Origin of the sequence: Vibrio sp. B181a (genome assembly GCF_030248375.1) — a bacterium.
Classification (GTDB): Bacteria; Pseudomonadota; Gammaproteobacteria; order Enterobacterales; family Vibrionaceae; genus Vibrio; species Vibrio campbellii.
In genome coordinates, this window is the sequence record NZ_JAHGAD010000047.1 from 57753 (window position 1) to 74604 (window position 16852).

The 16852-nt window shown below is 45.3% G+C and carries 11 protein-coding genes; 6 read left to right on the top strand and 5 right to left on the bottom strand.

Going from position 1 to position 16852, the window contains the following annotated elements; genetic code table 11:
* Window positions 1-106: 106 nt before the first annotated feature.
* Window positions 107-1537: a methyl-accepting chemotaxis protein gene (locus KIO97_RS20695; RefSeq protein ID WP_045457832.1), complete on the top strand. Its 1431-nt coding sequence runs from the start codon at window positions 107-109 to the stop codon at window positions 1535-1537.
* A 514-nt stretch (window positions 1538-2051) separates the two neighbouring features.
* On the opposite strand, the gene KIO97_RS20700 is transcribed toward KIO97_RS20695, so the two are convergent.
* From KIO97_RS20700 to KIO97_RS20710, 3 genes are all read right to left on the bottom strand, one after another.
* On the bottom strand, window positions 2052-2720 hold the full coding sequence (locus KIO97_RS20700; RefSeq protein ID WP_005431606.1) for an HAD-IA family hydrolase: 669 nt from the start codon (window positions 2718-2720) through the stop codon (window positions 2052-2054).
* Between the two features lie 243 nt (window positions 2721-2963).
* Window positions 2964-4718, bottom strand: coding sequence for an HD domain-containing phosphohydrolase (locus tag KIO97_RS20705; RefSeq protein WP_050909063.1), 1755 nt, complete (start codon window positions 4716-4718; stop codon window positions 2964-2966).
* 69 nt (window positions 4719-4787) lie between these two features.
* Window positions 4788-5297 carry a hypothetical protein gene (locus tag KIO97_RS20710; RefSeq protein ID WP_005431602.1) on the bottom strand — a complete coding sequence of 170 codons (510 nt, stop codon included), beginning with the start codon at window positions 5295-5297 and terminating at the stop codon, window positions 4788-4790.
* A gap of 213 nt (window positions 5298-5510) precedes the next feature.
* On the opposite strand from KIO97_RS20710, the gene KIO97_RS20715 reads away from it, so the two are divergent.
* From KIO97_RS20715 to glgC, 4 genes are all read left to right on the top strand, one after another.
* The gene (locus tag KIO97_RS20715) at window positions 5511-5984 is read left to right on the top strand and encodes a CreA family protein (protein ID WP_005431604.1); all 474 of its coding nucleotides are present in this window, start codon (window positions 5511-5513) and stop codon (window positions 5982-5984) included.
* 130 nt (window positions 5985-6114) lie between these two features.
* A complete protein-coding gene (locus tag KIO97_RS20720) occupies window positions 6115-7419 on the top strand; it encodes an inosine/guanosine kinase (RefSeq protein WP_285383828.1) in 1305 nt (434 codons plus the stop codon).
* Between the two features lie 236 nt (window positions 7420-7655).
* Window positions 7656-9404, top strand: a complete 1749-nt coding sequence (locus KIO97_RS20725) for a formate--tetrahydrofolate ligase (protein WP_285383829.1) — start codon at window positions 7656-7658, stop codon at window positions 9402-9404.
* 379 nt (window positions 9405-9783) lie between these two features.
* Complete coding sequence (glgC, locus tag KIO97_RS20730; protein ID WP_285383830.1) at window positions 9784-10998, top strand: glucose-1-phosphate adenylyltransferase; 1215 nt, start codon at window positions 9784-9786, stop codon at window positions 10996-10998.
* 112 nt (window positions 10999-11110) lie between these two features.
* Here glgC and KIO97_RS20735 read toward each other — a convergent pair whose 3' ends face one another.
* Entirely contained in the window at window positions 11111-14272 is a 3162-nt protein-coding gene (locus tag KIO97_RS20735; RefSeq protein ID WP_285383831.1) for a chitinase C-terminal domain-containing protein, read from the bottom strand.
* 278 nt (window positions 14273-14550) lie between these two features.
* Window positions 14551-15432: an AraC family transcriptional regulator gene (locus KIO97_RS20740; protein ID WP_005431409.1), complete on the bottom strand. Its 882-nt coding sequence runs from the start codon at window positions 15430-15432 to the stop codon at window positions 14551-14553.
* Between the two features lie 181 nt (window positions 15433-15613).
* Here KIO97_RS20740 and KIO97_RS20745 point away from each other — a divergent pair, with 181 nt between their 5' ends.
* Complete coding sequence (locus KIO97_RS20745; RefSeq protein ID WP_043883406.1) at window positions 15614-16762, top strand: iron-containing alcohol dehydrogenase; 1149 nt, start codon at window positions 15614-15616, stop codon at window positions 16760-16762.
* Window positions 16763-16852: the final 90 nt, after the last annotated feature.

Below are 16852 nucleotides of genomic sequence, written 5' to 3' on the forward strand. Positions count from 1 at the left end.
AAATCAATCAACTACTCGTTACATATTTTGCTGATTACCATCTCATATTTTGTTTCGATAGTTCTCTAACTTAGTTCACCCCTTTTCATCTCAAATGGAGCGATTAATGAGAGAAGTTGAGTTTAGAACGATAGACAAGCTATTTATTAAAATGTCTATCAACGACAAAATCTGGGTCATTTTTCTTCTATTCCTAGTGACTCTGACTTCAGTGGCAGGAAGCCGATATTTCAATGATATTCAGCAGTTTGAAGAACAGTCTATCCTTACTGTAGAAGCCAAACTTGCGGGTATTGTTCAAGCGCAGCCTCAAAGCTTGGCGAACCTAAATGGTGTGGTGAGTACAAGTAACGCCGGTGATGCGACGTTCAATAATGGAACGGTAACGGCTTACGCAAAGCTGAATTCCGGTCAGGCAATCCAACTGACAGAAAACCTTTCACGCCAATTTGAGCAAGCTAAATCTGACGCCCTGACCTCTTTTCTTCTTAGCTTTCTTTGGGTGGTGCCGTTTGCCCTATTCAATTACTGGGTTGCCACTTTCCTTGGCGGCGCACTTTGGGTGCTTTACACCACCACACAAAAGATTGGTGAAGGAGACTTAACCTCTCGTCTTGGTTTCCATCCAGGGCGAGATGAGTTTGGTACAATTGGCTGTGCGCTCGATAAATCAATGGATACGCTAACTGAATTAGTAAACAGCGTAAAAGACAATGCCAATACAATGAGCGAAACTTCTGCCGCGTTCGAACAAGACATGAAGTTAAGTGAAACTCAAATTGCGCATCAGTATCAAACGCTGGATTCTGTCGCCACGGCAATGGAAGAGATGACGGCGTCAGCAAAAGAGGTGTCGAGTATTTCTCAACAAGCGACACTTCAATCAGACCAAGATGCCCAGCAGATTGAAAATAGCCGCGCTCGCGTTCAAAGCGTCATTTCAGAGATTGAAACCCTTTCAAGTTACATCGAACAGGCGTCAACGTCAGTAAACAGTTTGAATGAAAACACGACGCAGATTAATGATGTCATCACGACGATCAACGCCATCTCAGAGCAAACTAATCTACTCGCATTAAATGCTGCTATTGAAGCCGCTCGTGCCGGTGAGCAAGGCCGTGGGTTTGCCGTAGTTGCAGACGAAGTCCGCACCCTTGCAAGCCGTACCCAGCAAGCGACGGTTGAGATCCAAGCCATGATTGAAAAGCTTCAATCTGAGAGCCGAAACATTGCATCAATTACTGAGCGTACCGTTCAGCAAGCTCAAACGAGTAGTCAATTGATCGATGAAATTGGAGGGGACGTGACTGCTATTGCTGATTCTGCACGATCTTTGATGGACATGAGTATTCAGATCTCGACGTCGGCAGAAGAACAAAGTGCGGTTGCAAATGACATTGCATCTGAGCTGTCAGATATTCGCTCACAATCCAACACCATTCGTGAAGTGGCACAGCAATCGACAGTAGGCGTAACCAATTTGACCCACGCTTCTGTTTCACTTGGCGAAGTATTAAAACGCTACCGAACGGCTTAAATACCGTTTCGCCATCAGGTGAGTAGGTTCAAATCGATACAATCTAAGGGATATCAAATGCAAAGGGCTCCGTTTTTGGAGCCCTTTTTCAGTAGGTGTTTTAACGTTGCCTAGGAAAGCACCATAGAGTTTTCCCGACTTGTAAACAAACGTGTATTTATTTAATCAAGTATTAGCTGAGTAGCAAATTAATTTACTTTGAAGTGAATCGAAATAATCTTCGGAATTTGATGAAAGAATGTTCAAAGGATAGGTGTTCAGCTATTCTAGATCTTGCCAATTTAATTTTGCTGCTGGTGAACAATATGAATAATTACAAAACAAAAGACACTGAAGATCTTCAGTGTCCACTCTGCCAATGCGATGAATATATGATTTCATCCGACGGTGAAAAATTCACATGCGCCTCTTGCGGGTTCCACACGAAAAACTTCTCTTCCATCCAATGTTTGCACCAAACTCCGTTTCTACAAGCCAAATTCAAACATATCCATAGCTTGAGTAACGTTTGTCATTAAACTGAGCAGCCTAAGAGCTGCTCTTTTAGTTCGTCAAGATGATGAATTCGGATAACGCGCTCATCTTCCACTCGGTTGATTGGCGCGCCGTTGTAAAGCTGCACTGTTTTCACACCTGCGTTTAATCCTGCCTCAACGCCCTTTGGGGTGTCATCAATATACAAACAATCGCTTGGCAGAAAACCCATATTCATCGCGCTATACATGATCAAATCAGGCTCTGGCTTCCAACTATTCGCATCGAAAGCAGAAAAGACTTTTCCTTTAAACGCATCTAGCAGCCCTGTTAGCTCAAGCGAGTATTCAATTTTGTCTTTCGGTCCATTAGAAGCCACACAATACTCGATGTTGTGTGAATCCAAGAATTGAATAAGACGCTTTGCGCCATCCATTGGTTTTAGGTGGCGGACAAACAGCTTCTGTAGCTCCACACGGTATTGTGGTTCAAGAACATCAATAGACACATTAACGTTCATGAGCGCTTTGGCATCACGCAGGATATCGGCCAACTTGCCACCTTTGAAATGTGCAACACACTCTTCAAAACTCATCTCTACGCCGTATTGCTCAAACACATTAACCAATGCCTGACAGCACAAACTTTCGCTGTCGACCAGCGTACCGTCACAATCGAATATGACGCACTTAATATTGTTGATAGCCATACGCCTTTCCCCCGCCAACAAATATCTCAAACCATTCGTTGAACAATTAACGTTGTTCTTATTAACTTATTTATTTGTACTAAATATGTATCAACATAATAGGTAAGTTTTGAAATGTTTAAACGACAGACTTGGCATTTCGTAGAAATGAGAAAAGGGAATTAACGTTTTTCTAAGCAAGATCACCGAATGAAGCCCCATAAGTTAGAAATATGAAACTTCACTCAGCAATGATAGATTGAATTAAATATCGTTATCTGGATACATAAAGCGCACTTCTATAAAGTCATCTAAATTATCCAGTAGTAATTGACTCAGGGCTGGGTCAAAGTGTTTGCCTTGCTCACGCTTGAAAAGTTCAACCACTTCCTCAATTGTCCAAGCACGTTTATAGCAACGCTCACTTAGCAGAGCATCAAACACATCCGCAATCGCAACAATACGTGCAAAGAGATGAATCTCTTCCCCCTTCAATCCATTTGGGTAGCCAGTACCGTCCCAGCGCTCATGGTGTTCATGCGCGACAACCGCAGCCAATTTGGCAATTTCGCCCTCGCGATTGCTCAGCAGTTCATAACCTTTGACGGTATGACGCTTCATGATCTCCCATTCTTCTGCGTTCAACTGACCGTTCTTATCGAGAATGGACTCCGGAACCGAGATTTTGCCCACATCATGCATTGGGCTGATCACTTCTATCATTTCGACTTCTCGGTGACTCAATCCGCAAAACTCAGCCAAAGTTGCCGAGAGTCTCGCGACGCGCTTAACGTGTTGACCGGTTTCACCGGAGCGCGACTCTATGGCTTCACCAAGAACGTGAATCATCTCCTTCTGCACATTCAAAGTACGCTTTTGCAAGGTGACGATTTTACGGTTTTTCTGATCGATGACTTTACGTTGTCTAATCGTCATGAACTGGCTAACAATCACCAAAGACAGCAAAACAATCAATGCACACGCAAACAAGAGTAACTTAATGTTCACTTGAATCGCAGGTGGTGGTGAATTGATGATGTGCGCGCTTCTTGGCACGTCGAATCGACTAATGCCGTAATGCTCCAACGCGTTGTAGTCTAATACCGCCTCAGAAATCAGTTCGTCCCCGACCTTAGTCATTGAGAGACCAAGCTTGCTCGCCATTAGCTCTGACGCAGAGTATCCATATTGTTCAGAGCGATTAACGAATCCCCCAAGAATGCCGGGCTCATCCAAATACATTTCCCACAACACAAATACCGGTGCGGCACTTTTCTTACCGACCACATGAGCCACTTCTTGGTATGAATGATAAGCCCCTTTTTCCAGCTCAGTATTAAAGTGAGTCAGTAATACTGCATCGTTAGGGTCAATATTTTTTAACCGGTTGGACGCATCCGCCAAAGTCTCATCGCGAAGCTCAATTACGTTTATGCGCGGATACTTTGCCATCTCCGCTATGACACGCTTATGAATAAGCTCTGATGTCATACTACGATCAGCTAGGTAATACAGGTTTTTAATACCTGGGCGCAATTGATTAATGAGTTTGATGTTTTCTTCTACGCGGTCTTGCTCGTAGAGAATACTGCCATCTGTACTGAGGCTATCTAACGTGGCTTGTGTATTGTTTATGCCCACAGCAACAAGCGGTGTGGAACGATTTTCATTGGAGAGGTATCGCTTGGCAAACTGCAAGGCCGCATCATCTGAAATGATGACACCATCAAAAGTATAGTCAGCATATTTGAGCTGTAAGTAGTTCGCCATACGCTCAAAGTAACCATCAGAATGCACACGCTTGGCATCCAGATATTCGATGGATAATTTTACTTCATTGTTGGTTTGCTCAAACCCTTCTTCGATCCCGTTTTGAATGTCATTTGTCCATTGGTAGGACGGTTCATACGAGTGAAGTACCAGTATTCTTTTGATTTCCCAATCAGATTCATCAGCATTGACTGCGGCCGTCCCTAAGCACATTAATAGAGCCAATAAACGCGTCAAACGCTTAGTCATGTTTTACCCAGCCGAGAAAGGAGTTGTGCTTATATTAAATGTCGAAGCCCAAACGAGCCTCGACTTGAATCAATTTTCTAAGACTATTGTTTCATACAATTTTTGATCGGCGTTCAATTTTTTCGCTAAATCTGAGACAAACTGAGTCTTATCTAAATTTTGAGAAACCACAGTGTCAGAAATAACGGTATTGCCTTCATATTGACTTACAATCGCGGCGCCAACGGCTTCGCCTTCAGCGAAACCAACATAAAGTTCAAATTCCGGTGAGAGTATGATTTGAGTAAGGTACTCGACAATCATTTCTTGCTCATGCTTATCAGACCAGCGTTGCGACTGCAAAATAGAAAACATGACCGTAAGTCGATGAAAATCGACAAGAAAGATATCTTCAGCGGTCAAACGCTGCTCTTTATCTAATAGTAAAGACTTTTCGACAACTTGGTACGATTGCTCTTCAAGCATTCGTGTGTAGATTGCGCGGCCTTCCAAACTTTCTTTTGTTGGAAACTCAACTTCCACCAAATCATGCAACCACGCGTTTTTTCTTTTAATGCTTTCTAACTGTTGTTCGTTCATTTTCTTACCTTAAGCGCTGCTAATGATGAAACTTACAGCGAGTAAAAGACAGGACTTTGATTAGAAATGTAGTGCTCACCTGTTCTGGAGCGGTACATTAGCATGAAGCCTCTTACAAACCTAGCTAAAGTCCTGAGGTAACGCCAAATTTTGTTTTAACCGTGCACGTCTGATAAATTGAGTTAATAAATTAGCCTATTTAAGGGAAGAAAAATGAAAAAGAGCTTGCTTGCGCTTGGATTGATCACTGTATTAGCTGGCTGTAGCGACAATGAAGTCGGTGACGTGTCGCTTGGTATGTTCACAATGAAAGACATTAAAATCGGTCACCTACAAGATGAAGTGGTGACAGGTGTTACTTGTCACATCGCTTCTATTGAAGCAAACCTGAGCTTGTCCGATCCAAGTGACAGCTCTATCTCTTGTCGCCAAACTGGTGACATTACCCCAGAAATGATTGCAAAAATCGATAAGAGCAAGTCTGGTGAAGTGGTCTTTAAGAAGTCGAAGAGTATCTTCTTCAAAACCATGAAAGTGCGTCGTATCTACGATCCTGAAAACCAAACATTGCTTTACTTGTCTTACACAACGAAAGAGACAGAAGGCAGCTTTAAGCACAGCCTATCAACGGTCCCATTGTACGGAACCAAAGCTTACGTCGAACCGACTGTAACTCCTACGAATTAACCCCAAATCGCTTGTAAAAACATCAGCCCGCTGCATTTTTCAGCGGGCAAATTTCTTTGTAATAAAACGCAACGAATTTCAAAATTTTGTGATACAATCCCGCCTCTTTTTTTCTCACTCAAGAACAAGCATGAAGTTTCCTGGTCAGCGAAAATCTAAACACTACTTTCCAACTCACGCTCGAGATCCATTAGTCAACCAAATCCGACAGGCGCCTAAGCTGTACCGCCCAACGATTGTCGGTGTTGGTCAAACCATCGTTGATATCGAAGCGCGCGTAGACGATGCGTTTTTAGAAAAATATAACCTTAGTAAAGGTCATTCTCTCGTTCTTGAAGAGAGCAAAGCAGACGCATTGTATGAAGAGTTAGTAGAACAAGGTCTGATTACTCACCAATACCCTGGTGATACTATCGGCAACACACTACATAACTACTCTGTTTTGGCTGATAGTAAATCAGTACTCTTAGGCGTAATGTCGAAGAACATCCAAGTGGGTTCTTTCGCATACCGCTACCTATGCCGCACCTCTTCTCGCATGAACCTTAACCACCTGCAAACGGTAGATGGTCCTATTGGTCGTTGCTACACGCTAATTTCTCAAGACGGCGAGCGTACCTTCGCAATTAACGAAGGCCACATGAACAAGCTGTCTCCGGAAAGCATCCCTGAAGAAGTCTTTACTAAAGCATCAGCTCTTGTGGTTTCTTCTTACCTTATGCGTGGTAAGAAAGAAGACCAAATGCCTCAAGCGGTTCAGCGCGCAATCGAATTTGCTAAGAAGCACGAAGTCCCTGTAGTACTGACTCTAGGTACAAAATACGTGATTGAAGGCAATGTAGAATGGTGGCAAGAGTACATTCGCGACAACGTCTCTGTCGTTGCAATGAACGAAGAAGAAGGCGCCGCACTAACAGGTGAAACCGACCCTCTTGCGGCTGCAGATAAAGCACTTGAGTGGGTAGACCTTGTACTTTGTACTGCTGGCCCAGATGGTCTATACATGGCGGGTTACACGGAAGAGAAAGTAAAACGTGAAACCACACATGACATTCTTGAAGGCTCTATCGAAGAGTTCAACAAGTTTGAATTTAGCCGTGCAATGCGCAAAGACGACTGTAAAGCACCAATGAAAGTGTACTCTCATATTGGTCCTTACCTTGGTGGCCCTCTTGAAATCAAGAACACCAATGGCGCAGGTGATGCGGCACTGTCTGCACTTCTGCACGATATGGCGGCCAACTCTTTCCACCAGAAAGAAGTACCAGGTTCAGAGAAACACGAAGTACGTTGCCTAACTTACTCTTCTCTATCTCAGATTTGTAAGTACGCAAACCGCGTAAGCTACGAAGTACTAACTCAGCACTCTCCTCGCCTATCTCGCGCACTACCAGAGCGTGAAGACAGCTTAGAAGAGACATACTGGGATCGCTAAGAACCAAGCACTTAGAGCAAAAAACACGCAAAGGTCACCATTAGGTGGCCTTTTTGTTTTGATCTAGCGCAGTATTTAGTGTTTTTTGTTATGATGTAGCACGCTAAGGCGCACGAACTGCTTTACACCTCTTATTTTACCAGTATTATTCTCGCGCAAACGTTTGCGCAACACTAAGCAAGCTTTTACTTGCCTAGTGTTGATCGCCACGTGTTAGCCATTTTTTGGGAGTATCCATGCAGTCTGATATTGAAATTTGCCGAAACACACCTTTGTCTTCTATCGCTACTGTCGCCGCAAACGCTGGTCTTTTGCCACACGAACTCGATACGCACGGAAAACACAAAGCTAAAGTTCATCCCCAATGTCTTGAGCGTCTAACTGACAATCAAGATGGTAAATTGGTGTTGGTCACTGCAATTACGCCTACCCCACTGGGTGAAGGCAAAACGGTTACCACAATCGGTCTATCTCAAGGTCTATCCAAGATGAACCAATCTGTGATGGCGTGTATTCGTCAGCCTTCTATGGGGCCTGTCTTTGGGGTCAAAGGTGGCGCTGCTGGTGGCGGTTACTCTCAAGTGGCGCCAATGGACGAGCTCAACCTTCATTTAACTGGCGATATCCATGCTGTCACGGCCGCGCATAACCTAGCGTCAGCAGCACTTGATGCTCGTCTCTATCATGAACAACGTGAAGGTTACGATGCATTTGAAGCTCGAACGGGTTTAAAAGCGCTGAAAATCGATGTTGAGCGAATCACATGGAAACGTGTGATGGACCACAACGACCGAGCACTGCGCATGGTAAAAATAGGCTTGAATGAAGAAGGTAAGAACATCAACGGCTTCGAACGTGAAGAAGGTTTTGATATTTCTGCCGCGTCCGAACTCATGGCTATCCTTGCGCTAGCAAATGACCTTAAAGATCTTCGTCAACGTATTGGTCGCATCGTCGTTGCTTATGATTTGAATGGTAATCCAGTAACGACTGAAGATTTGCAAGTTGCCGGCGCCATGGCGGTCACATTGAAAGAGACCATTGCCCCTACTCTAATGCAAACGCTTGAAGGCGTACCCACTCTGATCCACGCAGGTCCATTTGCCAACATCGCTCACGGTAACTCTTCCATCATTGCAGACCAGATTGCATTAAAACTTTCTAGTTACGTTGTCACGGAAGCTGGGTTTGGCTCAGACATGGGCTTTGAGAAAGCCTGTAACATTAAAGCATTAGCCGCTGACCGTGCGCCAGATTGTGTGGTCATTGTCGCGACCCTTCGTGGTTTGAAAGCAAACTCAGGTCACTACGACTTACGACCAGGTATGGCGATTCCGGACTCTATTTTCAATCCAGACCAAGCCGCACTTGAAGCCGGATTCGAAAACCTGAAATGGCACATCAATAACGTGCATAAATACGGAATCCCTGCAGTTGTTGCCATCAACCAGTTCCCACAAGATTCAGAACAAGAATTGGCAGAGCTTAAAGCATTGATTGAGCGCTTTAACCCTGAGGTAAAAGTGGCAGTAAGCACCGCATTTGCACAAGGTGGCGAAGGCGCTATTGAACTCGCACAGCACGTTGTTGAAACTTGTGAGCAAGGCGCTCAATTCCGCCCTCTTTACACCAAGAAGCAATCCTTGAAAGAAAAGCTGATGGCAGTATGTGAAGTGGGCTATGGTGCATCAAACATCGAAATGAGCGAGCTAGCGAAACAACAACTGGCACACTTTGAGAAATTAGGCTTTGATGACTTAGCGGTGTGCATTGCGAAAACACCGCTTTCAATCACAACGGATTCAGCCATAAAAGGCGCGCCAAGTGGTTTTACCGTACCAATTCGTGAGCTGCGTTTATGTGCCGGCGCGGGCTTTGTTTACGCACTGTCTGGGAACGTAATGACTATGCCAGGTCTGCCAGACAAACCTGCATTTATGAACTTAGATCTTGACGATCAAGGCAATATTATCGGCCTTTCATAAAAACAAGAAGATTGACGGGAAACGGGAGCCATTTGGCTCCCGCTTTGTTATGAACATGCTCTAACATACTGTTTTTGAACCTCTTTACATTGTAAACCGGCTTTTGAAAATTGGAGTAATTACACCACTCTCACCACTATAGTGCACAGTATATTTTCCCACTCCCTAATATAGTGCAGCGATAACACCCTCTTCTGCTGAGTGCATTGATTTTGTTAACAAAATTCTATGGCTCGAATCTTGTACTACGTTATATAGCATTACCATTTATAAGTTCAAAGGACACTCAACAACGTCACTCGAAAGCCTCCTGCAGTTGGCTAACTCCTCGGGCTTTAAGTCGCTTTCGAAGTACGTAATACAAGGGAAAGGGAACATTATGCAAGACGCACTCGCTGTAATTTTAGCTGGCGGTATGGGATCAAGATTGAGCCCACTTACCGATGATAGAGCCAAACCAGCCGTCCCATTTGGTGGTAAATATCGTATTATCGATTTCACTCTAACTAACTGTCTTCATTCAGGTTTGAGGAAGATATTGGTTTTAACTCAATACAAATCACACTCGCTACAAAAACACTTGCGAGATGGTTGGTCGATCTTTAATCCCGAACTTGGTGAATACATCACAGCCGTTCCACCCCAAATGCGCAAAGGTGGTGCATGGTATGAAGGCACAGCAGATGCCATCTACCACAACATGTGGTTACTCTCTCGCAATGATGCCAAGTATGTGGTTGTTCTTTCTGGTGACCATATCTACCGCATGGATTACGCTGCGATGCTGGAAGAGCACAAAGAAAACAGCGCAAAACTCACCGTTGCTTGTATGGATGTCCCGGTAGAGGATGCCACGGCTTTTGGTGTAATGGGCATCAAAGAAAACGGCTTAGTTGAATCCTTCATCGAGAAACCGGAGAACCCGCCTACCCTGCCTGATGACCCAACTCAGAGCCTTGCCTCTATGGGCATTTACATCTTTGATATGGACGTTCTGCAGGAAGCACTAGAAGAAGATGCAAAGCTTGAAGACTCAAGCCATGACTTTGGAAAAGACATCATTCCTAAGCTGATCGACACTCAATCCGTTTACGCTTATAAGTTCTGCGGTAGTAAAGGTCGTGTAGACAAAGATTGTTACTGGCGCGATGTAGGGACGATCGATTCTTTCTACGAGGCCAACATGGATTTGTTAGAACCCGTCCCACCAATGAACTTGTATCAGCCAAATTGGGCAGTGCGTACTTATGAAGCCCAATTTCCACCAGCAAGAACCGTATCATCGGCGACAGGTAATGAAGGGATTTTTATTAACTCCATCATTGCCAATGGTGTCATTAACTCCGGAGGTTCCGTTCAGCACTCTGTTATCGCGTCCAACGTGCGTATTCAAGACAGCGCAACCGTCGTCGATAGCATTATTTTCGATGATGTAGAGGTCGGCGAAGGCTGTCAGCTCGTCAGTTGCATTATTGACAAGCACGTTCGTATTCCACCGCACACACAAATTGGTATCAACAAAATCGAAGACGCCAAACGATTTCATGTATCAGAAAAAGGGATCGTGGTTATTCCTGAAGGTTATGAGTTCTGATCGTTTACTCCAGCGTCTATTTGCAATAATCCAAAGCAACAAAATCATATCCCCCCACAATAAAAAAGCGCGCGATTTAAATCGCGCGCTTTTGTTATCCATTCAATCTGGATTAAACGTTACATACTGTCGACCAGCTACCGTCACTACCCGGCTCTGATGCTGTCCACCAGTTTGCTTGGTATACCACACCATTGTGAATCACTTTATCACCTTGGTTAGCGTGGCTTGGGTTACCTTGCCAGTCCGTTTGTGGGAAGTCAGGGTAAGTCACAAGGCCTGTTGTGTCACAAGTACCAGGCTCAGTACCACCGCCGCCACCAGTGCCAGAGTTTAAGTCACCGATTGGTAGGTCTGGTTGCTCAAACTTGAACGCGAACTCTTTACCACCAGAAATCACCGTGTAGTTAGCAGGGCCGGAGATTGGTAGGTAGTAAACCATGTCAAGCTCGTAAGTGCCGCCCGCTGGTAGGTCTTTCCATGCTGGTAGCGAGAAAGATACACGGTGCATTACACCATCCAAACCACCAATGTTGTTCGCACGAGTATGTCCAGAAGCAATCACGCTTAGGCCACCACCAGACTGATCTTTCGCGTTATCCGGTGCCGATACAGGAATATCGAACTGGAATTCAGTACCACCAGGAATCGCTTGACCTGTGTTGTTTGTGAACGTGATCTTAGGGTTGATTGGGTAGTTTTGGTCACCCACTTTAAAGCCACCAACGCTCACTGCGATATCAACAGCTTCTGTTGGGATGGCACCTGTCGCAATCTTGTTACCGTAAGGTGTTGCAGACTTAAACTTGTCGTAAATCGCTTTAGTCATAGTGTTACCCATGTGGTACTCACCATTACCCGCAGCACAAGCCTGTTCAGTTGCATCAATCGTAGTACGGTTACCGTTCGCGTCTAGTACGTAACAGTTGTAGTCACCTGCTAGTTCCCAGAACATGATACCGCCGATCTCTTTATCGATAACGTAGTCTGCTTTCACTTCAACAGACGCTTTGTCTTCTGTTGACAGGAATACACTCTTCTCTGCGTTCCATAGCCATGGTGCGACTGCAACATCATCGTAGTTACGCGTGTACGTGCCCACCAATTGGTCTGATGGATCGTTCACAGGATCTAGACCGTAAGCTTGAGCGTAAGAACCCCAAATGCCTTTCTCTAGGTTCTTCGCGTGCCACATAGGGTTAGAACCTGCACCCATTTCGTTACCTTTAGGGTCAGTATCGTGCCACATGTTATCGATACCTAGAGCACCGTGACCACAGTTGTTCTTCTCACCTTCACCAGTACCTGGTGCACACTCTGATTGGTTAGGTAGTGCAGCGCGGCCCCAAAGACCATTTTCACCACCTGTTACACCTTGCCAACCGCGGGTGTAGTAAGGCACACCAATATTGATACGACCAGCAGGCATTGAACCGCGGAAGTAATGGTAAGCCCAGTCAGTGTTCAAGTAACCAATACCACCGTAAGCCGCTGTATCGTATACGTTCCATTGAGCAAGCTCAGAGTCTTTACCTGTATCAAATAGTGCCGCGTTGTGACCAACGTGATCGTTCCAAGCACCGTGCAAGTCGTAAGACATGATGTTCACGTAATCGAGGTACTTGGTAACATCAAAGGTTTCCATACCACGCAGTAGGTAGCCCGACGAAGGCGCTGCGATAGTCAGCATGTAGTGGATGCCATCTTGTGCAGATGCTGCGTCCAGTTTCTCACGTAGGACCTTCATTAGTTCTTGGTATGAAGCCCATAGGTATGGACGACGTGGTTCCATGAAGTCTTTATCGTAAGGGTTACCTGCACCTGCCATAGACGTTGGGTATTCGTAGTCGATGTCTAGACCATCGAATTTGTAGGTACGCATCATTTCAACGGCAGAAGTCGCGAACTTCTCGATACCTGCGTGGTTGATTGAACCGTCTGCGTTGGTTGTCATCGTGTAGAAGCCACCATCCGCAACACGATTACCGTCTGCGCCGAAGTGACCACCGGTTTCAGCCCAACCACCGATCGAGATCAGCGTTTTAACGTCATGCTTTTGCTTGTAAGTAGCAAGTGCACCGAAGTGACCTTTAAAGCCTAGTGCTGGGTCTACTTCTACACCCGGCCAAGTTTTACCAGTTGCAGGGTTAGTTGGATCAGTCACGTCACCAACGTTCACTTTACCGTCTGAACCGATGCTCACAAACGCGTAGTTAATGTGAGTTAGCTGATCCCAAGGAATGTCTTTCACAAGGTAAGCCGCTTGTGGGTCATCACCACTGCGCCAACTTGTGAAGTAACCAATCACACGACGTGGGTGATCTGCACCCATCAATTCACGGCCGTCTTTGTCGTAAATCGTACAGTAAGGTACATCCACACCAGCCGTTTGGTACAGGCCATCAGGACGACAGTTTGAAGTTACTGCACCACCATTTACTGATAGTGATACAAGGGAAGAATCTGTTGTTGCGCCAGCATCGTCAGTCGCTTTAGCATAAATCGATACCGAGCCAGCCGCTGCTGGAGTGAAATCAACAGCGTAAGGCGCAGCGGTCGCTGTACCAATCAAAGCCCCTGCAGCAAAGAACTCAACTTTAGCAACCGTACCATCCGCGTCTGCCGCAGTAGCAGAAACCGTTACCGTGCCGCCAAGCTCAACAGAAGTGGTTGATAGCGCTACGTCTACCGTTGGTGCTTCGTTACCAGGTTGACCAGCAGCAACTGTAAGCGTAACTGCACTCACAGTGCTCGCTGCGTTTTTGTCGTCGTAAGCTTTAGTTGAGAACTCGTGAACACCCTCTGTCGCCGTCCATGAAGCAGTAAAAGGTGCTGCGGTTGATGTGCCAACCAGTGCGCCATCAACAAAGAATTCAACTTTGCTGACTGTGCCGTCAGTGTCTGCAGCGTCTGCTGCAAGGTTAACGACGTCACCAGCTGTAATAGAAGCCGACGCAGAAGGAGAAGTTAGTGAAACAGTCGGTACTTCGTTAAGTGGTGGATCAACAGGGCCGCCATCACAAGCGCCAAGGTTTTCCCACTCACCCCATTCACCTGACTGAGCAGGATTGTTGTTTTGCGTCCAGTAGCGCGCTTTATATGCGCTATTTTCGTGCTGAACTTGGTCACCACCATTATAAACTTTCGATGAATCCCAAGCTTCTAGAGGTGTACAGTCAACGGCTGCGTAGCTGTTGAATGCCATTAGACAAGATGCAGTCAAAGTACTGAGTGTGAATACACTCTTTCCTGCTTTCCCGTTTCTAAGGTACATATTGCTCTTCCTTAAGTTATTGTTAATACAATACAAAATACGCTTTATTGTTGCGTACCTTTTACTTTTGTTTCGACGTAAAATAACTTAAGTACAAGTGCAGAATTTCACACTACTTATTTATAAATTTTCAGCAACACCTCTCAAGAATCCACTCATAGATTGCAAGAATTGACATCTTATTTTGCACCAACAACTAATTTCACTACTCAAATAAATATATCGATCGCAAATTAATAAAAAAGAGAAAAAAAGTCCTAATATTGAAATAAAGATCACTAAGCCTTTGTTGCTCTAGGTGTTTCATTAAAATGTCTTTTATATTCGCGACTGAACTGTGACGGGCTGCTGTAGCCTACTAGCCTCGCAGCATCATTTACTCTGCGCCCTTCTACTTGGATAAGTTCACGCGCTTTATTGAGACGCACCTTTTTTATGTATTGCAAAGGCGACTCTAGAGTGACACTTCTGAAGGCTTGATGAAACGCAGATACGCTCATGTTCGCCTCTTCCGCCAAGGATTGTACATTCAGTTGTTCATGATATTCCTGATGAACACGATTGAGAGCTTTAGCTACGCGAGCATAAGAACCTTCTTGGTGCGCCAATTCAAAGAGAACATGGCCAGATTCGCTTACCAATGCTCGGTAAACTATCTCTTCTAAAAGCATCTCACCGAGCATGGCAACCTCTAGCTCGTCACATAACGTCGTCATCAGGCGTTTACATGCATCAAGCATTTGCTCGTTCATTTGTACCGACTTCAACCCGCAGCGAGTGGCGTCTTCACACACATTAGTAAAACGTTGTGATTCCAGCTTCTTCACGAGCTTTTGTAGCAGTGCTGGAGAAATATCGATAGAGATACCTAGCAAGGGTTCATTGTCGACGGCAATCGCTTCACACTCGAGCGGCATTGGGACACCAACCACCAAATAATCATCGGGTCCATAACGCACCGGACTTTGGCCAATATGGATGTTCTTGTACCCTTGTCCTAACACGATAATGCCAGACTGGTACACAAAAGGTTGGCGATTGTTCCCTTTACTACTGCGGTAAAACCACACTCCATCAATGGCAGTTTCTTTAATCCCTTCGAGATCGTCTAAGCCGAATTTCGTCGCGTATTGCTGCATGCTCTCAGCAAGTGTCTTCATTTTGTTACTCCATTCATTTGCCACGCACTATACTTGGAGTTCGTCACTCAGTTCCAGAGCAATGCACGCAATTATGTAGGAATAGGCAACAAATTTGCAGAAATCGGCCTACTCAGCCACTTCAGCACGTACTAATATGCACATATTCACTCTCCTCACATTGGAAGCAAGAGGTATAATAATGAACTTTTCATACGTCAACCCAACTCAAATCTTCTTCGGCCAAGGCCAAATCGCGGCAATCAAAGACGCAATTCCTGCCGACCAAAAAGTACTTGTGATCTACGGCGGCGGCTCGATCAAGAAGAACGGTGTTTACGATCAAGTAGCGCAAGCATTGGAAGGCCGAGAGTGGCTTGAGTTTTCGGGTGTTGAGCCAAACCCAACTAAAGAAACACTAGATAAAGCGGTTGCTATCGTGAAAGAACAAAACGTTGACTTTATCCTAGCTGTAGGTGGTGGTTCAGTTATCGATGGTTCTAAGTACGTCGCAGCATCAGCAAAATACGACGGGGACGGCTGGGACATCATGGTAGGCAAGCATCAAGTAACCGAAGCAACACCACTTGCTGCCATTCTTACGTTGCCTGCGACAGGTTCTGAGTCAAACATGGGCGCGGTAATCACTAAAAAAGAAACACAAGATAAATTGGCGTTCTTAGCACCTGCAGTTCAACCGAAGTTTGCAGTTCTTGACCCAGACGTAATGAAGACCCTACCAGAGCGTCAGCTCATCAACGGCCTTGTGGATGCATGGGTTCACGTTTGTGAGCAATACCTAACACTACCAACAGGCGCAATGGTTCAAGACGGTTACGCAGAAGCACTACTGAAAAACCTTAAAGTACTGGGCGATCAGTTCGCAGAGCGCGATAACGACCAATGGCGTGCCAACCTAATGTGGACCGCAAACCAAGCATTGAACGGTCTTATCGGTAGCGGTGTTCCTCAAGACTGGGCAACACACATGATTGGTCACGAACTAACGGCGCTTTGGCACGTAGACCACGCACGTTCACTAGCGATCATCCAACCATCACTACTTCGTAACCAAATGCAGTTCAAACGCCCTAAACTTGAGCAAATGGGTCGCAACGTATTTGGCTTATCAGAAGGTGAAGATTTGGCAGAGCGCACGATTCAAGCGATCGAAGCTTTCTACCATCAGCTAGACGTCGCAACTCAACTTGAAGGTTACGGTGATGATCGTGAAGCCGCTATTGATTCAGTCATTGCACAGCTATCAAAGCATGGCATGACCGTTCTTGGCGAGAACCAAGCGATTGACCTAGAAAACAGTCGAAAAATTCTTGACCTAGCGGTCGCATAACGACTCGATCTATCAAATTACTGCCTTTTTTAACGGTATTGTGTCCTCGCAGACACAATGCCGTTTTTTTATGGTAATTTAGCCGCACAC